This is a genomic window from Rothia mucilaginosa (assembly GCF_901875305.1).
Classification (GTDB): domain Bacteria; phylum Actinomycetota; class Actinomycetes; order Actinomycetales; family Micrococcaceae; genus Rothia.
Map to the genome: position 1 here is coordinate 57,703 of NZ_CABFLY010000003.1, position 21,583 is coordinate 79,285.

Sequence of the window (21,583 nt, forward strand, 5' to 3'; positions counted from 1 at the left end):
ATGCTACGCCCGCGGCCGAGGCGAAGACGAGCCGGTTGTGCCTCGAGCTTAACGATGCGAAGAATCATGACGGCAACCCACGTAGGGCCGCCGCTATCCCGCGTCTTTCTCCTCCGGTAGCGCGAAGAGCGCGCGCACATCCTCGGCCGTGACCGCCGCGGAGGCGAACTCGCCCTCGCCGACCACCGCATCGAAGAGCGCGGCCTTCGAGGCCTTCAGCTGCATGACCTTCTCTTCGATCGTGCCCTCGGCGACCAGCCGGTACACGTGCACCTCCCGCTCCTGGCCGATGCGGTGAATACGGTCCACGGCCTGCTGCTCGGCGGCCGGGTTCCACCACGGATCCATGATGAACACGTGATCCGCCTCGGTTAGGTTCAGGCCGAAACCGCCGGCCTTTAGCGAAATCAGGAACACCGGCGCGGCCCCGGAACGGAACGCCTCAATGACCTCGGCGCGGTTGCGGGTCGAACCGTCCAGGTACAGGTGGTCGATACCCTTCTCGCCCAGGGCCCGGGCGATGCTCTTCAGGTAACCGGTGAACTGGCTGAACACCAGCACGCGGTGCCCGTCGGCCAGCAGCTCGGGTAGCCGCTCCACCAGGTACTCGCGCTTCGCCGAGGTGACGCCCTCGTAGGCATCCGGGTCGATGAGCGCGGCATCCAGGGCCAGGCGGCGCAGCAGCGTCAGCGACTGGAAGATCGTGAAACGGTTCTTGTCCATGTCCTCCAGCAGACCCAGCACCTTCTGACGCTCGCGCTGCAGGTGCGTGTCGTAGATGCGGCGGTGACCGGGGGAGAGCGGCAGGTTCACGCGCACATCGTTCTTCGCCGGAAGCTCCGCCGCCACCAGCTCCTTGGTGCGGCGCAGCATGAGCGGGCGGATGCGCTGGCGCAGGCGGGCGGTCGTGGCGGCCGCGTGCGCCGGATCCTCGCCGGATTCGGCCGGGCGAGCGTACAGGTCACGGAACGCGCGGGCGGAGGGGAACAGCCCGTCCGCCACGATGGCCAACAGAGCCCACAGCTCCATGAGGTTGTTCTCCAGGGGAGTGCCGGTCATGGCAATCTTGGTGCGCACGGGCATGGCGCGGGCGATGGACCAGGCGCGGGTGCCGGTATTTTTGACGAATTGCGCCTCGTCCAGCAGGAGCGCACCCCAGCCGGGGGTTTCGCCGCCCGGGCCCTCCTCCGAGCCGAGCCCGGCCGCGTAGGAGACGTACGCGTCCTCGTCCATGCGCAGTAGCGTGTAGCTGGTCAGCACCAGGTGCGCCCCGGCCACGCGTTCGGCCAGCGGGGTCTTGCCCGCGGTAGTTTCGGTAATGGTCACGACCTTCGCCTCGGGTAGGAAACGCTCAGCCTCCGCCGCCCAGTTGGCGATGACGGAGGTTGGCGCGACCACGAGGAAGGGCGCGAACGGCTCGCCGGGAGCCGCGGTGCTGTGCTCCTCGATCGCGTGGGCGAGCAGGGCGAGGGCCTGCACGGTTTTGCCCAGGCCCATGTCGTCGGCGAGGATGCCGCCCATGCGGTGTTCGTAGAGGAAGGTGAGCCAGCGGTAGCCCTCCACCTGGTAGGGGCGCAGGGTGGCGCGCAGGCTCGCGGGCACCGGGTACTCCCGGTTCAGGCTCGAGCGTGCCGAGCCCCGCTCGTTACGCTTGCCGTGGACATCGGCGCTTGTCGCGGGCTTGTCCTCGCCCTCTGCGGGGTCGGCTTTGCGAGCCTCGGAGGCCTCCACGAGCGCCAGCAGGGAACGCACCTGCTCGTCCCAGCGGCGGGTGGTCTGCACGCTCGCCGCCAGTGATTCCAGCTCCGAGAACAGTCCGGCCTGGTGCCGGTTGATGCGCAGCTCGCCGCCCGCGTCGTCGAGTTCGCGAGCCTCCGCAATGAGGGTGCGCAGGGTCTTAAACTCGGGTCGACGCAGCGAGAAGTAGGTGCCGTTACCGAGCAGAATACGGTCCGCGCCCCGGTCCAGCGCCTCAAAAATCTGGGCGAAGGGCACGGTCCAGTTATTCACCTTCACCGCGATGCCCAGCCCGAACCAGTCGCGCGAATTGCCCTCGGTGACGGTCACCTCGATGAGCGCGTCGGTTGCCTCCACGAACTCGGGTGGGGTGCCGTTGAAGCGCACCCGAACGGCGGAAATGCGGCGCAGCTTCGGCAGTACGGCACTCAGCAGTTCGCGGGTTTCCCAGCCCTCGATGCGGCGTTCCTCCAGGCTAGCCAGGGCCGGATGCGCGGCCAGCACCGCGCGCACCGAGCGCAACACGCGGGCCTCAAAGCGCTCGTCGCGTACCTCGCCGCCCTCCTCGCCGGGGTACCCGAAGGCCGGCAGGTGCTGAACGCCGGATTCGTGCTCGGGGTCGGCATCGAAGGGATTGAGGGGGTACTCCCAGTGCCAGCCCAGCTGCGCGTCGTGACGCACCTCCTCGTTGAAGGTCAGCTCGAGCACCAGGCGCGGTGGGGTGACGGCGGGCAGGGCCAGGGCCGGGTCGGGGGTGAGAGCGGGTACGGAGCGGCTGAGCGCCGGCAGAAAATCGCGCTGGAACGCGGGACGTTCGGCGGCGGGAATCTCGACGGTTCCCGCCGAGATGAGTGCCTCGGAGGCGGCGTCGAGCGGCTCGACCAGGGGGATGAGCGCCAGCTCCACGCCCTCGGGCAGGTTCGGGACCGCGGGGGAGTAGCGCGCCCGCTCACCCTGTATTGGGGCAATCGTCGGTACGCTATTCTCGGCTTCCTCAGTTGGCGCATCCTGCTCGCTCTTCTGCACAAATGATTCGCGCCCCACTTCATCCAGCGCGCCCGGCCGGGCGGTCTTCCAGTGCACAGCCTTGGCGGCCTGCTCGTACTCCTGCTGTGCGAGCCCGCCGAGCGCGAAGAAGCCGATGCGGGGCGTGCCCGTGGGGTGGCAATGAGCGGCCGGAAGCCAGAGTTGGCGCAGAAGCTCGCCCTCGCGCCCCTCCCAGCTCAGCGCGGCCTCGAGAAGCAGGCCCCCGTCCCGGCCCTCCTCGGAGCCCTTGGGTAGGGTGGCTGCGCGCAGGCGTACCCGCGCGGGCGGCAGAATGGCGTACTCCACCTCGCGCCCGTTAACGAGCAGGGGCAGACCGATTTCCTCGGCCCGTGCGAGTACATCCCAGAGCAGGGCAGAGCCCGCGGCGCTGAGCGAAATCCAGTCGCGGTGCGAGGAATACATGTTCTGCCAGGGGCGGGCAATTGAGTAGAGCTCGGCAAAGAAACGCTCGTGCTCAGGGTAGATATCGTGGCGGCCAATCGGCCCGCCCACGCTCGAGGCGAAGGTATCCCAGGTAAGGCCGCCCTTGACCCAGCGACCGGTTTTGGAGCGCATGAGCGGGCGCGCGAGCAGATTGATGGCCGGGGTCGCTCCGGGCATGTTGCGGCCGCGCGCGTAGGATCCTGAGACGCTCATTGAGAGGTCGAGCGCGCCGCTGACCCGTAGCGAATCGATGCCGGAAAGGTCCTGACGTGCGGAAAGGACCGAGGAGAGGTTTTTGCGCCAGGTCGAAATCTTGGAGGCGGGTGCCGCCTCCCGGGTGTTGCCCGAGGGGAGGGAGTCTCCGCCGAGGGAATCGAAGTCGAAGCTTTCCGCATCCTCTTGATTCTCTCGCCCGGTCGGGGTGACCTCGGTGGAGCCGGGGCTCGGCAGGCGTGAGGCCACGGTCAGGGCCCCGGAGGCGCGCAGCGCCGCGAGTGGGTCTTGCGGTTCGGTGCCCGGAACCTCCGCCGCGCTCGCTTCTGGGTCGGTCGTTTCGGTGCCTGTTGTTTCGGAGCCGGTGGCCTCGGTTGCGGGGGCGTCCTTCGCCCCCCGATTTTTGGTTCCGCGGCCGCCGCTGTCGAGCGGGCCGATGGCCTGCGGTGTGAGGGCCCTGCCGGCCACGGAGGCGCGGTCCAGTGCGGTGAGCATGAGCGCCACGGCGTGCTTGCAATTGCTGACGACCGGGCAGGTGCATCGGGCCGCGAAGGCGGCAGACCCAGCGCGCGGGGGAAAGAATCGAATCGTCACCTCGTAGGGCACGAGGGTGCTTCCGTTGACGAGCCCGGTGAGGGTGCTACTGTCCTCGTCGTAGCTGTAGCGCACGACCTCGCGGTTACGCTGGTAGGTGGCCCCGCGCTGGTAGGTGCGGTGGCCGACCTGTCGAATGATTTGGGGTACGGTGATCGGGATTTCGGGGAAAGGGTTGTTGGGCACCTGCCCATTATCTCGCATCGGGTGAGGTGCCGCCCGGCGGGTGGTCACCGCCGCCTGACCGCGCGCATCCGGGGGGTGCGCGGTGATTTGAACACGGTGGAGGTGGCCGCAGTGCCCCGCGCGCGGCCGGTCGGCGCGCTCCCGGAAAGGTGGGGGACAGGGAACTGCTGAGGGTCAAATATTACGCGTCGAGATTACCTTGGAACAGTTGCAAATGGTCTGATAAGCAAAAATACATGTGACCTGAATCTTTTGTGAAGAAGGCTTTACTTAAGGTGAGAACGTGCTGTAAGCTGGAGCCAGCTTCAAGAGTTTCGACTGATAAGCTCCGACTATGGTCGAACGCCAACCCCATGTTCACGGGTGGCTCGGATGACGAAGCGGTTTGTATTCGCCACCTCACGTGGTGGTAACCGGTACAGACAAGAGCAACGCGAAAGGATCGCGCCACTCACGGCGCAGGTTGTCACATGTACAACGGCTCTGCAACCGAAGCAGCAATCTCTCTGAACCCCTCCCGCTCCTACCAGGACAGCCTGCGTGCCGCAGCAGTTCCTGCTCGAGGCGGTTTCACCGCGGTCAGCATTGACGACTACTCCCGCATTTCTTCTAAGCGCGACGAGTTCCTGAACTTCCTTCTTCTGCCCAACCCCGAGGGCATCCCCGCCATCGAAATCGCCGGTCTGCGTGTAGCGTAGCATTAGGGGTATGAACTTTTCCGGTATGCTCCTGGACTCCGACGTTCTCGCGGAGATTCGTAAGGCGGATCCAGACCCCGCCGTGGTTGCGTTTCTGCGCCGCCGCTCGTTTCGCCACATGTACATTTCGGTGTTGAGCATTGGTGAGCTCAAAGGCCTCTACCCCTACCCCGAGACCGATCGCTGGATTGCCGAGCTGCTCGAACGCTTCGGCGACCACGTCATTAACGTGGATGCGCGTGTGAGCCTCGAGTGGGCGGGCCGTCAGGCCCCGCGCGGTCAGCATGCGGTGGGACGCGATGATGCCGGTCCCCTTCCCACCGCCGCCCTGGAGGGGCTGATGGCCGCAAGCGCAAGCGCCTACGACCTGGAGCTGGTCTCCTCGAAGGCGCAGGTGTACCGTTCCTGGGGTGTGAATGCATCCAACCCCTGGACCGATCACTAGGGGCGCCGCAAAGATTCCCGCCGAGGGACTCACCCAAAAACTGACGCGACGTGCAAAAACCCGTCTCCGAGGGCTATCACCGGCCCTCGCGGAGGCGGGTTTCGTCGTCAAAACGTGGCATCATGGAAGGACGATGAAAAGCACCTCACCTATCTCCCGCTATTCCATGCCCATGCCCCTGTGGCTTCAGGGCGTCGTTGAGCTGATTCTGACCGCCCTGATGTCCGGTGTCCTGGTGGTGGCCGCTATGGCTGCCGTGTGGGCAACGAACGGTTTTGGCGGTACGGAGTTCTCGTCGGTGGCCGCAATGTCGGCCCACCTGTGGCTCCTGATTCACGGCGTTCCCCTGGACCTCTCGGCCGTCTTTGGCGCCTCCGCGGGCACCATGACCCTGGTGCCGCTGGGCCTGAGTATTCTGCCGTTGCTATTTTGTTACCGTTCCGGTCGCAGGCTGGCGCGCGCCTCGTACGAGGGGGAGTTCCTCATTCCGGTACTCTCGGGCTCGGTGACCTACGCGCTGATTTGTTCGGCGGTGTATGGTTGGGCGAGTCCGAACCCGAAGCCGCTGCAGGTGCTGAATGCCGCGCTGGTGCCTCTGGGCATCGTGGTGGTCGGACTGATGTGGGGCGGCTACCGTGAGGCGCGTTCGCTCTCGCGCATGGTGGGTGTTGATACGGCGGAGCAGATTTCGCAGATGAGCCAGTACTCGCGCTGGGCCGGGTCCTATGTGTGGGCTGTGGTGCGCGCGGCAGTGGTTGCCGCGGTGGCCTTTGTGGGCCTGGGCGCGCTACTGCTGGCCCTGGGCATTCTGGGTGGTTGGTCGCAGGTGGTGGCCACCTACCAGGAGCTGCACGCGGGTGCGGTGGGTGACGCCGCGGTGACGCTGTTGCAGCTGGGCTTCCTGCCTAACCTGGTGATTTACGCGATGTCCTGGTCGACCGGTGCCGGTTTCGCCTTTGGTACCGGAACCTCGATTGGCCTGACGAGTAGCACGGTGGGTTCCCTGCCGATGCTGCCGCTTCTGGGTGCGGTTCCCAACTCTCTGGGAGACGTCGGCCTGCTGGGTTTGCTGGTTCCGGTGGTTGCCGGTGCGGTGGCCGGTTGGTGGTTCCTGCGTGAGGGCGAAGACCACCTGGATGAGTGGGTTGCCTTGAAGGTGCCGTTCCGCCCGCTTTCGGCCCTATTGTCTTCGCTTGCGCTGGGTGTGCTGACCGGTGTGCTGACGTCTCTGGCCACCCTGTGGTTGGGTTGGATTTCTTATGGCTCGTTGGGTGTCGGTCGCTTCACTGAGGTGGGTGCCGAGCCGCTGAGCTTTGCGGCTCACACGGTGCTGTGGGTGGGGCTCGGGGTGGCTCTGGGTAATCTGCTCAGCCGTGCCCTGGTGCCTGATAGTAGCCGTGATTTGCCGCGTTTTGCTGATGAGCGCCCGAACCTTGGTGAGCGCCTGATGAGCCTGGGTTCTTCCGCGAAGGAGCATCTGGCTCAGCGTCGTGCGGAGCGTGCGGCTGAGCGTGCGGAGCGCCGCGCTGCCGAGGAAGAGGCCCGTAAGGCTGAAGCTGAGCGTCGTGCGGCTGAGGCGGCTGAGGAAGCTAAGCGCCGCGAAGAGGAGGCTCGTAAGGCTGAAGCCAAGCGCAAGGTCGAGGCTGAGCGTCGTGCCCGAGAAGAAGCCGAGGAGGCCAAGCGCCGCGAAGAGAAGGCCCGTAAGGCTGAAGCCAAGCGCAAGGCCGAGGCTGAACGTCGTGCCCTAGAAGAAGCCGAGGAGGCCAAGCGCCGCGAAGAGAAGGCCCGTAAGGCTGAAGCCAAGCGCAAGGCCGCCGAGGGCTCCCGAAAGAACGAGCCGAACTCCGAGGCGCACTCGCTGGTGGCCGAGGTAGCCGCCGGCCATGTGCCGGTGCATCCGCAGGAGCCTGTGCATGCCTACCCCCTGGAGGCTGCCGATCCCGTGGCCGAGCGTGCCCTGGCAGATACGCTGGCCGACGTCGTTCCTGATGAAGATCTGCCCGAGCCGATGGAATCCGACCTCTCCATTCCCGAGTTTATAGGTCCTGCATCAGCGTCTAAGACGGGTCCGAAGAGTGGAAAGAAGGTAGCCCCGAAGGCCTCGGAAACTTCGAAGGCTTCCGCGAAGACCGCGGGAGAAAGCCCCGCCGAACGCGAGGAGGGCTCCGAAAGCGCCGAGCCCGCCCGCCCGCGAGGCCGTGCTGGGCGCATCATGGCGTACTTCGGCTTCGGCATTCAGCCTGTCGAGGGCGCTGAAGATACCGAACCCGACCGCTCGGAGCACGAAGCACCCGGGGCCCCGGAAGTCGAGCCCTCTGCCGCGGAGCAGCGCGCCCGCAAGCGCCGCAAGAAGAAAGCCGCCAAGAGTGAGCGTAAGGCCCAGAAAAAGACCGGGGACGAGCGTGACTTCATGCAACGCGAGCTGGAGGTGCTCTCCGCCGATCAGGCCATGAACCGCATCTTTGGTGTGCGTGCTCAGACCGGCATCCTGCCGCTTCTGACTGACGAGGCCTCTACTGTGGAACTGCCTCCGCTGTCGACTGTGGAAGAGGCAGCTGGCTCGCAGACCCCGAAGAAGAAGTAGCTCAAGAAGAAGGAAGACAGCACGAACCCCGCGTAAGGATTGCTCACGCGGGGTTCGTGCTGTGTGCGCTTCGACCGCCGTTCACGTTGACCGCCGCTAACGGGAGGATGCCGAAGCCCCGGCCGTGCCACCGGAATTTTTCGGTTCACCGGTGCCCGCGAACTGGTCCATGCTGTTCTGGAACATCTGGTCGCAGGTGTACATGTCGGTGCTGGTCAGTGCAGCCGTACGGCATTCGCGATACTCTTGCATCCCCGGCATAATGGCCAGACCGATTCCGCCAACCACAGTCATGAGGCTGTAGAGGATGCTGAGGGAAGCAGCCACGTAAAAGATCCAGGGGCCGCGCGCGCTCGCGGTGCGCACGATGGCCCAGATGTTTAGTCCCAGGCCCACCAACGCGAAGAGGAAAAGGCCCAGGAAATAGGGCATGGGGGAGAGCACGAAGGAGGATGCCCCGAAGATGAGTAGCGCGGAGGCAACGAGGGCTAGGGCTGTGCGGAGCAGGATGCGCTGGCGCTGCAGCGGGTCTATCGGTGGCTTGCCGGGGTTGCCACCGGGCCGAACCGCGTTCGGTCGCGGCGCACCGGGGTACTGTGCGCTGGGGTACTGCGCGTTGTACTGCCTGGGGGCCGGTTGCGGCTGACTCTGTTGCTGTTCCTGTTGCGGGTTGGGTGCAGGGCTCTGCGGCTGACCCTGCTGTTGAGGTTTGCGGGGCTGGTCGTTCGGGATGTTCGGCGGGGGAGTAGACATAGCTTTAAGGGTACCGTCCCGCGGGGTGTGGGTCTCGCTGCGTTGCTGGCCGTTCGCCTTCCGCGTCCGGCCTGTTGGAGCGCTTCGCTCTTCGCCTCGCCCCGGGCTACCGAGCGTACCCCAGAGGCATCCGCCCATTCGAGCGGGTGACCGTCTCTCCGAGCTCCCGCAACACATGTGAGATGGGCTATACTGGTGTGGTGCGAATTGTGGTTATGGTATCCGGATCCGGAACGAATCTTCAGTCCATTCTCGACGCCGTAGCGGCGGGCGAGCTTCCCCTCGACATCGCGGCTGTTGGCGCCGATAAGCCCTGCATGGGCATCGAGCGCGCCCAGGCCGCTGGCGTGCCCACCTTCCTGGTGCAGCCCGGCGACTACGCAGACCGCCCGGCGTGGAACCGCGCCCTCGAAGAGAAAATTGCCTCCTACGAGCCCGATTACATTGTGTTCGCCGGCTTCATGCGCATCGTGGATGCGCAGCTGGTCGAGCGCTTTAGCAACCGCATTATCAACACTCACCCCGCCCTGTTGCCTTCCTTCCCCGGTGTGCACGGCGTGCGTGATGCACTGGCTCACGGCGTGAAGATTACCGGCCTGACCGTGCACTTCGTCGACGCCGGTGTTGATACCGGCCCCATTCTGGCGCAGGCCGCCGTGCCCGTGCTCGATGGCGATACCGAAGAAACCCTGCACGAACGCATCAAGGTGCAGGAGCGTCGCCTGCTCGTGCAGACTATTGCTGATCTCGCGCAGAAGCATTCTGCTGCCTAAGTTTTTCATACGGCGGGTGGAGTGCTTACTCCGATTCCCCGCTCGTACAGACGTACCGTCGCGCCCCACCGCCCGAGTGGGGGCACTCCGTGCCCGGCGCGACGGTGGGGGTAAACCCCACCCGCACATCCCGCCCACTGGGGCGGATTTACATCCATCCATCAGCCGTGCCACCGCGTTTGCCGCGCACGGTGCAAAGTATCGGAGTATTTGTGTCTCTTATTGAGCTCGATCGCGTGCCCCTGCGCCGCGCCCTCATTTCTGTCTACGACAAGACCGGCCTGGAGGATTTCGCTCGCGGCCTGCACGAGGCCGGCGTGGCCCTGGTGTCCACCGGTTCGACCGCGGCAACCATTGCGGCCGCCGGCATTCCCGTTACCGAGGTGACTGAGGTGACCGGCTTTCCCGAGTGCCTCGAGGGCCGCGTGAAGACCCTGCATCCGCGCATCCACGCCGGTATTCTGGCTGACCGCCGCAAGCAGGAGCACATCGACACCCTCGGCGAGCTGGATGTCGAGCCTTTCGACCTGGTCGTCGTGAACCTGTACCCCTTCGTCGAGACCGTGGCTTCGGGCGCGGACCAGGACGCCATTATTGAGAAGATCGATATTGGTGGCCCCTCCATGGTGCGTGCCGCTGCGAAGAACCACGACGCTGTTGCAATTGTGGTGGACCCCGCCGACTACGAGCGCACCGTTGAGGCCGCTAAGAACGGTGGTTTCTCCCTAGCCGAGCGCCGCCGACTGGCTGCTGGCGCTTTTGCTCACACCGCCGCATATGACACCGCTGTGGCTACCTGGACCGCATCCCAGTTCCTGCAGGATGAGGACGCTAACTTCTGGCCCCCGTACGCCGGTCTGAGCTTCGAGCGTAGCGAAACCCTGCGTTACGGTGAGAACCCGCACCAGCGCGCCGCCCTGTACGTCAACCCGGCGGCCGCCCCCGGCATTGCACAGGCCGAGCAGCTGCACGGTAAGGCGATGAGCTACAACAACTACGTTGATGCTGACGCCGCCCTGCGTGCCGCATACGACTTCGATGAGCCGGCCGTTGCCGTTATCAAGCACAACAACCCCTGCGGTATCGCCGTGGCAACCCCCGGCGCCGCTGACCCCATTGCGGATGCCCACGCGAAGGCGCACGCTTGCGACCCGCTGTCTGCCTACGGTGGCGTGATTGCCGCTAACCGCCCCGTGACTGCCGAGATGGCTCGTACCGTCAAGGGCATTTTCACTGAGGTTGTTGTGGCTCCCGGCTACGAGCCTGAGGCGCTGGAGATTCTGCGTGAGAAGAAGAACCTGCGCCTGCTGGTTCTGCCCGAGGACTTTGCCCGTGGTTCCATTGAGTACCGCCCCATTTCCGGTGGCGCGCTCTTCCAGGAGGCTGACCGCCTGCAGGCTGAGGGTGACGACCCGAAGAACTGGACCCTGGTTGCTGGTGAGCCTGCCGACGAGTCCACCCTGCGCGACCTCGAGTTCGCGTGGCGTGCACTGCGTTCTCCCAAGTCGAACGCTATTCTGCTGGCCGATAACGGTGCTGCTGTGGGTATCGGTATGGGCCAGGTGAACCGTGTGGACTCCTGCAAGCTGTCTGTTGAGCGTGCGAACACTCTCGGCGGCGAGGGCAACGAGCGTGCTCGCGGTGCGGTGGCTGCATCCGATGCGTTCTTCCCCTTCGCTGACGGCCTGCAGGTCCTGCTGGACGCTGGCGTGCGCGCCGTTGTGCACCCGGGCGGTTCGATCCGCGATGAGGAAGTGATTGAGGCGGCTAAGGCTGCTGGCGTGACCATGTACCTGACCGGTACCCGTCACTTCTTCCACTAAGAACCGCTGTGAACGCGTGGCCGCCCTGATTGGCGGTAGCGTGTTCGTAATGGCATAACTATGAGGCGGGGTGCCCCGGATTTTCGGGGCACCCCGCCTTTTTATAGAATTTTTATTCTATTTTTTGTGTTTTGGAGCTCCACGGCGTGGAAGGCGTATCCGGAAGGCGCGCGGAGCGCTAAAAAATTCGCTAGGATTAGGGTGTGCCTAAAGTCAGCGAAGAATACAAAAAGAACAGGCGTTCTCAGATTGTAGAGACCGCCCGCGAATGCTTCATCAAGCACGGTTATCAGAAGGCCTCGATGAGCGAGATCATCGCTGCCACCGGCCTGTCTGCTGGAGCCATCTACAATCACTTCTCCTCCAAGGATGAGATTATCCTCGCCGCCGCGCGCATGGACCTGGCTCCCTTCGACCGCATCCGCGCCGAGAAGCCCTGGGACTACGTGTTTGGGTGCTTGAAAGTTTTGGATACCCCCAAGGTGCGCCGTCACCTGCTGGTGACCTGGGGTGAGGCTGTGGCAATGCCGCAACTGGCCGCTGTGGTGTCCGAACAGCTAACCTACCTGCGCGACCAGGCTCTGGAGCGCTACCGCACCTGGGGTGCAGCTGAGCTGGATTTCACGGATGAGGAGCTTGAGGAGTGGCTGACCGTCATTGGTGCGGCGGTGCTCTCGGTGCTGACTGGCTACGTGGTGCAGACTCAGCTGGTGGCTGGCGGTAAGAAGGATAGCGCCCGCGAGGCCTACATGGAGTACGCTTCCGCTATCCTGCGTCAGGCCTAGGGTTTGCTAGCCTGAATAGCTTTGCCGATTGGCCTGCCGGGGCGCGTTATGTACCCCGATACGGCGCCGTAAAACTTCATCGTGATACATCTCAAAGCCCGTTTTCCTTGTCGAAGGAAAGCGGGCTTTGCGGTATTATGAGGTGTAGCTCATATTTTTTCATTCAGGATTTTCCGCTGGAGGCGCCTGTCGTCTTGCGCTGTCCGGCCCGCTAGTCCTGATGGTGAGCTACCGAAGATAACGCAAAAAACACTCCCAGGAGCGTAATGTCTGAGCAGAAAATCCTCGAGATGCCCCTCGCCGACCTCGACCCCGAGGTTGCAGAAGCCATTGAGCTGGAGCGCAAGCGCCAGCAGAACACCCTCGAGATGATTGCATCCGAGAACTTTGTCCCCCGCGCTGTGATGCAGAGCCAGGGCTCGGTGCTGACCAACAAGTACGCTGAGGGATACCCCGGCCGCCGCTACTACGGCGGCTGCGAATACGTCGATATTGTTGAGTCCCTCGCTATTTCCCGTGTGAAGGAACTCTTCGGTGCGGAGCACGCGAACGTGCAGCCCCACTCCGGTGCGCAGGCGAACAACGCCGTCATGCACGCGCTGCTGACCCCCGGTGACACCATCATGGGTCTGTCCCTGGCGCACGGTGGCCACTTGACCCACGGTATGAAGCTGAACGTCTCCGGCAAGCTGTACAACGTTGTAGCCTACGGCGTGGATGAGAACGGCTACGTTGACATGGAGCAGGTGCGCGAGCTGGCCCTGGCTGAGCGTCCCAAGCTGATTATCGCTGGTTGGTCCGCATACCCCCGCCAGCTGGACTTCGCAGCGTTCCGTGCGATTGCTGACGAGGTTGGCGCGTACCTGTGGGTGGATATGGCTCACTTTGCCGGTCTGGTGGCAGCGGGGTTGCACCCGAACCCTGTCCCGCACGCGCACGTGGTCTCCTCCACCGTGCACAAGACCCTGGGCGGCCCCCGCTCGGGCTTCATCCTCTGCACCGAGGAGCTGAAGAAGAAGATTGACTCGGCCGTGTTCCCCGGTCAGCAGGGCGGCCCGCTCATGCACGTGATTGCGGCAAAGGCTACCGCGTTCAAGGTTGCTGCATCCGAGGGTTTCAAGGACCGTCAGAAGCGCACCGTCGAGGGTGCACAGATCCTGGCAAACCGCCTGCTACAGCAGGATGTGAAGGATGCCGGCGTTTCGATTGCCTCCGGCGGTACCGATGTTCACCTGGTGCTCGTCGACCTGCGTCACCACGCCCTCAACGGCAAGGAAGCAGAAGACCTGTTGCACGATGCCGGTATTACCGTCAACCGTAACGCTGTGCCGAACGACCCGCGCCCGCCGATGGTGACCTCCGGTCTGCGTATTGGCACCCCCGCACTGGCAACTCGCGGCTTCGACGCCGAGGGCTTCACCGAGGTCGCTGACATTATCGCTTCGGTACTGCTGCCGAACCCGGACGTTGCGGCCCTGCGCGCTCGCGTGGATGCACTCTGCGCCAAGTATCCCCTCTACCAGGGCAGCGAGAACTGGTAGACCCGTGAATAACCCCGTTCGCTCATCCGCCCGAGTGGGCTGATGAGCGGGCGGGGTTATTTCGCTCTCCGCTCGCCGTTCTCACGTGCTTATCGGTGAGGATTGGTGGGGGAATAGCCCTCAAGAACCCAACATATGGACCATTCGTTTCGGCGACCCCGCCGTAATCTATGGAAGGAAAAACAATGCCCCAGATTCTAGACGGTAACGCAACCGCTGCCGCCATTAAGGCGGAGCTGAAGGAGCGCGTTGAGGCGCTGAAGGCAAAGGGCATCACCCCCGGCCTGGGTACCGTTCTGGTAGGTGACGACCCGGCGTCCCGCTCGTACGTGGGTGCTAAGCACCGCGACTGCGCTGAGATTGGTATTAACTCCATTCGCGTGGATCTGCCTGGCGACATCACTCAGGAAGAGCTCGACGCAGAGATTGATAAGCTGAACAACGATCCGGCGTGCACCAGCTACATTGTGCAGCTGCCCCTGCCCAAGCACCTGGACACCAACCGGGTGCTCGAGCGCATCGCTCCTGAGAAGGACGCAGACGGCCTGCACCCGACGAACCTCGGCAAGCTTGTGTTGAACGTTTCAGAGCCGCTGGATTCGCCGTTGCCGTGCACCCCGAACGGTGTGATTGAGCTCGTCAAGCGCCACGGCATCGACTGGAACGGCAAGAACGTGGTGGTGCTCGGCCGCGGTATTACCGTGGGCCGCCCGCTGGGTCTGCTGCTGACCCGCCGCGAGGTGAACGCCACCGCAACCCTGGCACACACCGGTACCCAGAACTTGGATGAGGTGCTGCGTGAGGCTGACGTTATTGTTGCCGCCGTGGGTGTGCCCCACGTGCTGAAGGCTCACCAGGTCAAGGAGGGAGCAATCCTGCTGGACGTTGGTGTTTCCCGTGCTGAGGATCCGGAGACCGGCAAGAAGAAGCTTTTCGGTGACGTCTCGCCCGAGGCTGCGCAGAAGGCGTCATGGGTGTCCCCGAATCCCGGAGGCGTGGGCCCGATGACCCGCGCCGAGCTGCTGGTGAATGTGGTGGAGACCGCGGAGCGTCAGGCCGCGTAGGCCCCCGTGGTATCTGCATCAATCTATAGCGAAAGGGCGAAGCCTCGGTCATTGTGACTCGAGGCATCGCCCTTTTCGCGTGCCCTGTGTCGCCTCCTGCCTTTCGGATGAAGGCAACACGGCTACAGGAGTTGTTCGTAGAAGTAATGGTTGGCAAGGTACAGGGTCTCGGCGTATTCGACCGGCGTTCCTTCCTTGGTGTAACCGGTGGCGCAGACCTTGAACGCGGCCTCGCCCACGGGAACCTGCTGGTTGAAGGCTTCAGCATCGGCATCGGTGAAGAGTGCCGCGCTTGTGCGTACGCGGGCGTGCTTGATGGCGTTGGGGGTATCGGCTAGCTGGTCCAGAGAGCTGGAAGAACCCGAGAGGCCGGCCATCATGGAGTCCAGGATGCTACTGGCGGCTTCCTTGACGAAGTAGGAGCGCTCAAAGCCGATGACCTCGTGGTCGGCTAGTCGCAGACGGCGCACGAAGAGGACCGACTCGCCCACGGGAACGGATAGTCGGGTTGAAATCTCCTCGGTGGCGTCCACCCAGCGGGTCGCAATCATACGGGTTGAGCCTTCGAATCCGCGGCGGCGCATATCGTCGGCGAAGGTGTCCACGCGCGGAATGTATGTGGCTTCGCTGCGTTCGGCCACGTAGGTGCCTGACCCTTGCACGTTGTAGAGCAGGCCACGTTCGATGAGGACTTTCAGGGCGCTACGTACCGTCTGGCGGCTCACGCCGAAGTTCTGCTGGATCGTGCGTTCGGTCGGGAGCTTATCGCCGGGCTTACCCGGGATGATGTAGCGCTGCTCGAGGTAGTGAATCACCTGTTCGTACTTGGGCCCCGGAATAGGTGGCAACTCATAGGTCTGGCTGCCGGTGGGGGAAGTACTCAGAGGGTTCTGAACTGCGGCCTGAGCATCGGCGGATAGCGAGTGGGCGGTGGGCTCGGGGGTATGTGAGGAGTGCGAATTCATTACCCAACATTTTAACCATCTGTGAAAGAAAAATGAATCATGATGAATTTTTCCTTCGACGCATGCTGGCATAATTAAGACTATGCATTCTTCGATTCCTCCCGTTCCGCGTGAGCCCGGTCTGCTCCGCGTGGCGAGCGTCAACGTCAACGGTATTCGCGCCGCCTGCCGCAAGAATATGGCCGCCTGGCTGGCTGAGCGAGACATCGACATCCTCTGCCTGCAGGAGGTTCGTGCACCCGACGCCATCGTGCGTGAGTTGCTCGACGAGTCGCAGTGGAATATTCTGCACGCCGAAGCCGCCGCTAAGGGTCGCGCGGGTGTGCTGGTGGCTACTCGCCGCACCCCGAACTCGGCCGGTGAGGTGCTGAAGGATCAGCCTGTGGCCACCCGCTCCACTATCGGCGAAGAGTACTTTGACGACTCGGGACGCTGGGTTGAGGCCGACTACGTATTGCCGAACGGGCAGAGCCTGACCGTGGTCAGCGCGTATGTGCACTCCGGCGAGGTTGGCACCCAGAAGCAAGAGGATAAGTACCGCTTCCTGGAGCGCATGCTGGTGCGTATGCCTGAGCTGGCTGAGCATTCCAATCACGTGCTCATCGTGGGTGATTTGAACGTGGGCCACACTGAATTGGATATTAAGAATTGGAAGGCCAACCAGAAGCGTGCGGGTTTCCTGCCGGAGGAACGCGCCTATTTCGACCGTTTCTTTGGCGATATCGGCTACCGCGATGTGGCGCGTGATTTGGCCGGTCAGGTTCCCGGCCCTTACACCTGGTGGTCCTACCGCGGCAAGGCTTTCGATAACGATGCTGGCTGGCGCATCGACTACCAGATGGCCACCCCCGCCTGGGCTGAACGCGCCATGCAGGCGCAGGTTGACCGCGCCGCCACCTACGAGGAGCGTTTCAGCGATCATGCACCGCTGGTGGTGGACTACCGCATCGACGGTTAGAGCCTCATGTCACCGCACCCCGAACATAAGTTTTGAGATACACGCTGCACCGTTCGCAGCACCGCACAGGAAGTAACTGCACAGGAAATAAATATGACAGACGACAAGAAGCAGGATAAGTCCCTCATCCCGAACGCCTCCCAGCAGAAGAAGCGTATCTTCTCTGGTGCTCAGCCCTCGGCCGATTCGATGCACCTGGGTAACTACATTGGCGCCGTGAATAACTGGGTGGCTCTGCAGAACGACCCGAATAACGAATGCCTGTTCTTTATTCCGGATATGCACGCTATCACCGTCCCGCAGGATCCCGAGGAGCTGCGCGAACGCACCCGCCTGACCGCGGCGCAGTACATTGCCTCCGGTATCGACCCGTCCCGAGCGCCCCTGTTCGTGCAGTCGCACGTACCCGAGCACGCCCAGCTGGCTTGGGTTCTGAACTGCTTCACCGGCTTCGGCGAGGCATCCCGCATGACCCAGTTCAAGGACAAGTCGCAGAAGCAGGGCGCCGATAAGGCCTCGGTTGGCCTGTTCACCTACCCGATTCTCATGGCCGCCGACATTCTGCTCTACCAGGCGGACGGTGTGCCCGTGGGCGAGGACCAGCGCCAGCACCTCGAACTGACCCGCAACCTGGCCCAGCGCTTCAACTCTCGCTTTGGCGAGACCTTCGTGGTGCCCGAGCCGGTCATCCTGAAAGAAACCGCGAAGATTTATGACCTGCAGGAACCGACCTCGAAGATGTCCAAGTCCGCGGCATCCGACAAGGGCCTCATCAAGCTGCTGGACACCCCCAAGGTCACCCAGAAGAAGATTAAATCCGCAGTGACCGATGATGGCTCCGTCATCGCCTACGACCGCGAGGTTAAGCCCGGTGTCTCTAATCTGCTCTCCATCTACTCCGCTATGACAGGTGAGAGCATCGACGAAATTGTGGCACGCTACGAGGGCAAGATGTACGGCCACCTGAAGGTCGACCTGGCCGATATCGTGGTGGACCGCCTGGCTCCGGTGCGCGAGCGTACCCTCGAGCTGATGGACGATCCTGCCGAGCTGGACCGCCTGCTGGCTGTGGGCGCATCCGCCGCCCGCGAGATCGCCACGGTCACCATTGAGAACGTGTACAAGAAGGTTGGCTTCCTGCCTGCCGCAGCAATCTAGCGCGCTGTTCAACCTGCCCGGCTGAGATGCCGCATTACCTGCACGACTGAGATGACAGCACAAGAGAACTCTTCGAGCCCCACGACGGCTCCTGTATCCCCGACCCTGAAGCCCGGTCACCGCTACCTGAGCGTTATTGCGCACGTGAGCGGTGAGAATGCTCAGCGCCTGGAGGAGTGGAAGCAGAAGACGACAGGGATTCCCGTCGCTTCGATGAGCACGCACGTGACCGTGTACGTGGCGGAACTGGATGATTTCCTGCTGGATACCGTGTGTTCCCCACGGTTTTCTGAGGACTTGGGCGCGTCGCGTTTGGAGGCTCGCTGGGGGTCGGTGCAGTCCTTCCGACCTGTCACCGAGGTGGACTATCTAGACCTGGAAGCGGGCAAGGCCGAATTCGAATGGATTCACCGGAAGCTGGTTCAGATGCTCGGCACGGGTGCGGCACCCTTCCCCTATGTGCCGCATGTGACTCTGGGCTACGGTTTGAGTGAGGAGCAGGTGGCCGACGCCCGCGAGGTGTTTGATGCTCTGCCTGCTGAGCAGCGTACCTTCAGCGTGGATTACCTACACTGTTACTCCTACGACGGGCAGAACTGGGAAGAAATCGGGGTTCTGCCGCTGAGCTAGTAGCTGGCGTGAAATGTCAAGAGAGATGCGACCGATAGGTTATCGGTCGCATCTCTCTTTTGTGTGTCCGTTAGAGGCTCTTGGATTCAATGGGTCTAGTGGGAGTGGCCCTCGTGGGATTTGTGAGCGTCAGCAGAAGCTGAGGAAGACTCAGAACTGCGAGTTTCAGCACCGTGTGCCTCAGCCTCAACCGGTGCCGGCTTTGACGAAGAGACACCCGGGATTTCGTTGGGGGACCTTAGGCAGCTCCACGCGCATGAGCTCCTTGGGCGCCGCCGGGTTCGACAGGGACACCGCGATGAGCTTCTTGACGGCCGGGTTGGCCACGCGGCTGGCTGCACCCTTGCCTTCGGTGATGGGTGTGGGCGTTGCGCTCGCGGAAGTGGAGGTGCTGGGGCTGGTCTGTACGTTCTGGGTGGTTTGTGTGCTGGGGGAACCGCAGGCGGTCAGGGCAAGAGCAGCCATGGCGCCGAGTGCGCTGGCTCGAGAGATGAAATTCTTACGGGTCATGCGCATGACGGAATATTAATATGAGAATAATTATCTATATAGATTATTTTCTGATGCGTGTCATGCTTTGGAAGGCCCCGTCTAGGGTTCTTATGTGTCCTTAACCTCGACCCAGGCGCGCACCAGATGAAATACTCTGAATTCTGCCTCCGGAGGCGAACCTGGAGATTAAGGTGGACAGATACTGGCAGACGCAAAACCGACCCCCTTCGCAGTGAAGGGGGCCGGTTATCTAGCTGAGTGTTTTTAGGGGGGCAGGTTCATGATTCTGCCTGGACCAAAGATTTAGAGGAGGTGGTTCAGGCCTCGCGCCTTAATTTCACCCACGGCGTCCTTGACGGCCTGGGCCTTGGAACGCGGTGCGACCAGCAGGGCGTCGGGGGTGTCCACCACAACGATATCGTCCAAGCCAATAATCGAAATCTTGCGATCGCTGTTGGCTACAACGATGCCGGAGCAACCGTGGTTGATGACATTGTCCTTATCGCCGAGAATGGTCAGCTCTTCGCCGCTCTTCTCGGAGTTGAGGCGTGCCACGGCGTCGAAGTCTCCCACGTCGTCCCAGCTGAAGGAGCCGGGGACCATGGCGACGTCACCTGCGGCCGCGGCGGGCTCTGCCACCGCGTAGTCAATAGCGGTCTTGGGGAGGGTTTCCCACACCCGCTCCATGACGGCTTCGCGTTCGGAGGTGTCCCAGGCGTTTGCAATTTCCATAACACCTGCGTACAGCTCAGGCTCATTGGCCTCGAGGTGCTTGAGCATCAGGGCAGCCGGTGCCACGAACATGCCTGCGTTCCAGGTGTATTCACCGGAGTCCAGGTACTTCTGAGCGGTGGCGGCGTCCGGCTTCTCCACGAAGGTGTCCACGGCGTGCGCGTTGGGTGCATCCTCGATGCCTAGAGGAGCGCCGGCGTGAATGTAGCCGAAAGCGCTGGAGGGCTCGGTGGGGGTAATGCCAATGGTGACAATCTTGCCGGTTGCCGCGGTGATGACAGCCTCGGTCACTACGCGATGGAAATCATCCACGGGGCTGATAACGTGATCGGCTGCGAAGGAGCCAATGATGGCGTCCGGTTCGCGGCGGTGGATGATGGCGCAAGCCAGGCCGATAGCTGCAGCTGAGTCCTTGGGGGAGGGCTCCAGCACCAGGTCTGCGGCCCGCAGTTCGGGAATCTGCTGAGTGACCGCATTGGCGTGGGAAGTGCCGGTGACAACCATGACGGAGCCGTTGCTGAGATCGATGAGACGGTCGTAGGTGTCACGCAACAAGGAATTGCCCGATGAGGTGAGGTCGAGCAGGAATTTCGGGGCGTGCGCGCGGGACAGAGGCCACAGACGCGAGCCAACACCACCGGCGGGAATCAGTGGGCGGAATCGAGTGAGTGTAGTATTCATCGCTTCAAGAATAACGGGTGGATTTGTCATATATCGAATTCTTTTGGGATTTGGCAGAAAATGTCAGGCGGCTCTCATTGAGGGGCGGGTGCATTGTTAGGTTAAGATTACTTCCGCATCAGTACGGGGAAAATCATAATATTGCAAAAAAAATATAACCTAATTCACGTTTATAGGCTGGCGAAAATCTATAAACAGGGTGTCAATAAGCTGTGAATTTACCTGATATCTTGGAAGTAACAGACGAACAAAGCAGTCGGCGAGTACATAGTCGTGACCGGCTTGCAGAGGGGTGTCCAGTGCCCTTTTTTGCGCCCCGAGCCCGCCGTCTCAGCAGGAGGTTATTCAGTGTTGAATGGTTCTAAGGGAACCCTTTACCGCGGCCGTTGGGGCATGTGGTCCTGGGTTGCTCATCGCATTACCGGTATCGCGATTTTCTTCTTCCTTCTTGTCCATATCCTCGATACCGCCGTTGTGCGCATCTCACCGGAGGCTTATAACGGTGTGCTGAGCTTGTACAAGAACCCCATCATGGGCCTGGGTGAGACCGCCCTGGTCGCAGCCATCGTCTACCACGCCTTCAACGGTATCCGCATTATCCTCATCGACTTCTGGGGTAAGGCAACCAACGCACACGTGGAGCACATCCAGGCAAAGAACAAGGACGGCAACGTCGAAATTAGCCAGAAGGCAACCTACATGCACATCAAGATTCTGTGGGTTGTGCTGATTCTCTGGGCGCTTACCGTTGCCGGCTTTGCTGCCCGCCACCTGCCGATCGTTTTCTCGCACATTGGAGGTCACTAAACCATGGCTACTCCGCTTAAGCCCCGCACCTACGTACCCCGTCTGCGTGATAACCGCATTGATGGTGTGAAGTACAACCGCTCCTCCTCCAAGCGCAACAACTTCGAAATGTTCGCCTGGTTGGGTATGCGCCTGTCTGGCGTCGTGCTCGTGGTTCTAATCTTTGGCCACCTCTTCTCGAACCTTATGGTTGGCGACGGTATCCACGCCATCGACTTCGGTTTCGTGGGCGGCAAGTGGGCCAACCCCTTCTGGCAGGTCTGGGACCTGTTGCTCCTGTGGCTGGCAATGCTGCACGGTGCTAACGGCATCCGCGTCATCATTGACGACTACGCCGAGAAGGACCGCCTGCGCGTTTGGCTGAAGATTATCCTCTTCGCCGCCTCTGCCTTTGTCCTGCTGGTTGGTACCCTCACCATCTTTGCGTTTGACCCCTGCCCCTCGGGCGCAGCGGCCAACCTGCTCCCCAGCTTCTGCGCGGCACGCTAACGACG

General features: G+C 62.5%; 18 protein-coding genes and 1 riboswitch. Of the genes, 13 read left to right on the forward strand and 5 right to left on the reverse strand.

Going from position 1 to position 21,583, the window contains the following annotated elements; translation table 11 throughout:
- Positions 1-93 precede the first annotated feature (93 nt).
- The gene (locus JX292_RS04415; protein ID WP_204862331.1) at positions 94-4,218 is read right to left on the reverse strand and encodes a DEAD/DEAH box helicase; all 4,125 of its coding nucleotides are present in this window, start codon (positions 4,216-4,218) and stop codon (positions 94-96) included.
- A gap of 285 nt (positions 4,219-4,503) precedes the next feature.
- Positions 4,504-4,635, forward strand: a riboswitch (SAM riboswitch).
- 35 nt (positions 4,636-4,670) lie between these two features.
- Here JX292_RS04415 and JX292_RS04420 point away from each other — a divergent pair.
- From JX292_RS04420 to JX292_RS04430, 3 genes are all read left to right on the forward strand, one after another.
- On the forward strand, positions 4,671-4,898 hold the full coding sequence (locus tag JX292_RS04420) for a hypothetical protein (RefSeq protein ID WP_049333079.1): 228 nt from the start codon (positions 4,671-4,673) through the stop codon (positions 4,896-4,898).
- Positions 4,899-4,908: 10 nt separating this feature from the next.
- Positions 4,909-5,343 (forward strand): plasmid stabilization protein, encoded by a 435-nt coding sequence (locus JX292_RS04425; protein ID WP_204861926.1) that lies wholly within the window; start codon positions 4,909-4,911, stop codon positions 5,341-5,343.
- A gap of 133 nt (positions 5,344-5,476) precedes the next feature.
- A complete protein-coding gene (locus tag JX292_RS04430; protein WP_204861928.1) occupies positions 5,477-7,927 on the forward strand; it encodes a cell division protein PerM in 2,451 nt (816 codons plus the stop codon).
- 96 nt (positions 7,928-8,023) lie between these two features.
- Here JX292_RS04430 and JX292_RS04435 read toward each other — a convergent pair whose 3' ends face one another.
- On the reverse strand, positions 8,024-8,680 hold the full coding sequence (locus tag JX292_RS04435) for a 4-hydroxyphenylpyruvate dioxygenase (protein ID WP_204861930.1): 657 nt from the start codon (positions 8,678-8,680) through the stop codon (positions 8,024-8,026).
- Positions 8,681-8,895: 215 nt separating this feature from the next.
- Here JX292_RS04435 and purN point away from each other — a divergent pair, with 215 nt between their 5' ends.
- From purN to JX292_RS04460, 5 genes are all read left to right on the forward strand, one after another.
- Positions 8,896-9,453, forward strand: a complete 558-nt coding sequence (purN, locus tag JX292_RS04440) for a phosphoribosylglycinamide formyltransferase (protein ID WP_239653635.1) — start codon at positions 8,896-8,898, stop codon at positions 9,451-9,453.
- A 212-nt stretch (positions 9,454-9,665) separates the two neighbouring features.
- The gene (purH, locus tag JX292_RS04445) at positions 9,666-11,276 is read left to right on the forward strand and encodes a bifunctional phosphoribosylaminoimidazolecarboxamide formyltransferase/IMP cyclohydrolase (RefSeq protein ID WP_204861936.1); all 1,611 of its coding nucleotides are present in this window, start codon (positions 9,666-9,668) and stop codon (positions 11,274-11,276) included.
- Between the two features lie 203 nt (positions 11,277-11,479).
- Complete coding sequence (locus JX292_RS04450; protein WP_204861937.1) at positions 11,480-12,061, forward strand: TetR/AcrR family transcriptional regulator; 582 nt, start codon at positions 11,480-11,482, stop codon at positions 12,059-12,061.
- A 266-nt stretch (positions 12,062-12,327) separates the two neighbouring features.
- Positions 12,328-13,602, forward strand: a complete 1,275-nt coding sequence (gene glyA / locus JX292_RS04455) for a serine hydroxymethyltransferase (protein WP_275586146.1) — start codon at positions 12,328-12,330, stop codon at positions 13,600-13,602.
- A 185-nt stretch (positions 13,603-13,787) separates the two neighbouring features.
- A complete protein-coding gene (locus JX292_RS04460; protein WP_204861938.1) occupies positions 13,788-14,666 on the forward strand; it encodes a bifunctional methylenetetrahydrofolate dehydrogenase/methenyltetrahydrofolate cyclohydrolase in 879 nt (292 codons plus the stop codon).
- 122 nt (positions 14,667-14,788) lie between these two features.
- On the opposite strand, the gene JX292_RS04465 is transcribed toward JX292_RS04460, so the two are convergent.
- Positions 14,789-15,631 carry a GntR family transcriptional regulator gene (locus JX292_RS04465; RefSeq protein WP_204861939.1) on the reverse strand — a complete coding sequence of 281 codons (843 nt, stop codon included), beginning with the start codon at positions 15,629-15,631 and terminating at the stop codon, positions 14,789-14,791.
- An 82-nt stretch (positions 15,632-15,713) separates the two neighbouring features.
- Here JX292_RS04465 and JX292_RS04470 point away from each other — a divergent pair, with 82 nt between their 5' ends.
- From JX292_RS04470 to JX292_RS04480, 3 genes are all read left to right on the forward strand, one after another.
- Complete coding sequence (locus JX292_RS04470; protein ID WP_204861940.1) at positions 15,714-16,589, forward strand: exodeoxyribonuclease III; 876 nt, start codon at positions 15,714-15,716, stop codon at positions 16,587-16,589.
- A gap of 93 nt (positions 16,590-16,682) precedes the next feature.
- A complete protein-coding gene (gene trpS / locus JX292_RS04475) occupies positions 16,683-17,747 on the forward strand; it encodes a tryptophan--tRNA ligase (RefSeq protein WP_204861942.1) in 1,065 nt (354 codons plus the stop codon).
- A 51-nt stretch (positions 17,748-17,798) separates the two neighbouring features.
- Positions 17,799-18,377, forward strand: coding sequence for a 2'-5' RNA ligase family protein (locus JX292_RS04480; RefSeq protein ID WP_204861943.1), 579 nt, complete (start codon positions 17,799-17,801; stop codon positions 18,375-18,377).
- A 186-nt stretch (positions 18,378-18,563) separates the two neighbouring features.
- On the opposite strand, the gene JX292_RS09005 is transcribed toward JX292_RS04480, so the two are convergent.
- Both JX292_RS09005 and JX292_RS04490 read right to left on the reverse strand, forming a co-directional pair.
- Complete coding sequence (locus tag JX292_RS09005) at positions 18,564-18,887, reverse strand: hypothetical protein (protein ID WP_239653636.1); 324 nt, start codon at positions 18,885-18,887, stop codon at positions 18,564-18,566.
- Between the two features lie 285 nt (positions 18,888-19,172).
- On the reverse strand, positions 19,173-20,282 hold the full coding sequence (locus tag JX292_RS04490; RefSeq protein WP_204861945.1) for a mannose-1-phosphate guanylyltransferase: 1,110 nt from the start codon (positions 20,280-20,282) through the stop codon (positions 19,173-19,175).
- Positions 20,283-20,630: 348 nt separating this feature from the next.
- On the opposite strand from JX292_RS04490, the gene sdhC reads away from it, so the two are divergent.
- On the forward strand, positions 20,631-21,089 hold the full coding sequence (gene sdhC / locus JX292_RS04495) for a succinate dehydrogenase, cytochrome b556 subunit (protein ID WP_204861948.1): 459 nt from the start codon (positions 20,631-20,633) through the stop codon (positions 21,087-21,089).
- Between the two features lie 3 nt (positions 21,090-21,092).
- A complete protein-coding gene (locus tag JX292_RS04500) occupies positions 21,093-21,578 on the forward strand; it encodes a succinate dehydrogenase hydrophobic membrane anchor subunit (protein ID WP_204861950.1) in 486 nt (161 codons plus the stop codon).
- Positions 21,579-21,583 lie beyond the last annotated feature (5 nt).

What these genes read in the sequence shown, in the direction of transcription:
- JX292_RS04480 (WP_204861943.1), top strand. Translation starts at nt 17,799, where the DNA reads ATGACAGCACAAGAGAACTCTTCGAGCCCCACGACGGCTCCTGTATCC.
- JX292_RS04500 (WP_204861950.1), top strand. Translation starts at nt 21,093, where the DNA reads ATGGCTACTCCGCTTAAGCCCCGCACCTACGTACCCCGTCTGCGTGAT.
- purN (WP_239653635.1), top strand. Translation starts at nt 8,896, where the DNA reads ATGGTATCCGGATCCGGAACGAATCTTCAGTCCATTCTCGACGCCGTA.
- JX292_RS04430 (WP_204861928.1), top strand. Translation starts at nt 5,477, where the DNA reads ATGAAAAGCACCTCACCTATCTCCCGCTATTCCATGCCCATGCCCCTG.
- JX292_RS04420 (WP_049333079.1), top strand. Translation starts at nt 4,671, where the DNA reads ATGTACAACGGCTCTGCAACCGAAGCAGCAATCTCTCTGAACCCCTCC.
- JX292_RS04460 (WP_204861938.1), top strand. Translation starts at nt 13,788, where the DNA reads ATGCCCCAGATTCTAGACGGTAACGCAACCGCTGCCGCCATTAAGGCG.
- JX292_RS04465 (WP_204861939.1), bottom strand. Translation starts at nt 15,631, where the DNA reads ATGAATTCGCACTCCTCACATACCCCCGAGCCCACCGCCCACTCGCTA.
- JX292_RS09005 (WP_239653636.1), bottom strand. Translation starts at nt 18,887, where the DNA reads ATGACCCGTAAGAATTTCATCTCTCGAGCCAGCGCACTCGGCGCCATG.
- JX292_RS04425 (WP_204861926.1), top strand. Translation starts at nt 4,909, where the DNA reads ATGAACTTTTCCGGTATGCTCCTGGACTCCGACGTTCTCGCGGAGATT.
- JX292_RS04415 (WP_204862331.1), bottom strand. Translation starts at nt 4,218, where the DNA reads ATGCGAGATAATGGGCAGGTGCCCAACAACCCTTTCCCCGAAATCCCG.
- glyA (WP_275586146.1), top strand. Translation starts at nt 12,328, where the DNA reads ATGTCTGAGCAGAAAATCCTCGAGATGCCCCTCGCCGACCTCGACCCC.
- trpS (WP_204861942.1), top strand. Translation starts at nt 16,683, where the DNA reads ATGACAGACGACAAGAAGCAGGATAAGTCCCTCATCCCGAACGCCTCC.
- JX292_RS04490 (WP_204861945.1), bottom strand. Translation starts at nt 20,282, where the DNA reads ATGAATACTACACTCACTCGATTCCGCCCACTGATTCCCGCCGGTGGT.
- JX292_RS04470 (WP_204861940.1), top strand. Translation starts at nt 15,714, where the DNA reads ATGCATTCTTCGATTCCTCCCGTTCCGCGTGAGCCCGGTCTGCTCCGC.
- JX292_RS04435 (WP_204861930.1), bottom strand. Translation starts at nt 8,680, where the DNA reads ATGTCTACTCCCCCGCCGAACATCCCGAACGACCAGCCCCGCAAACCT.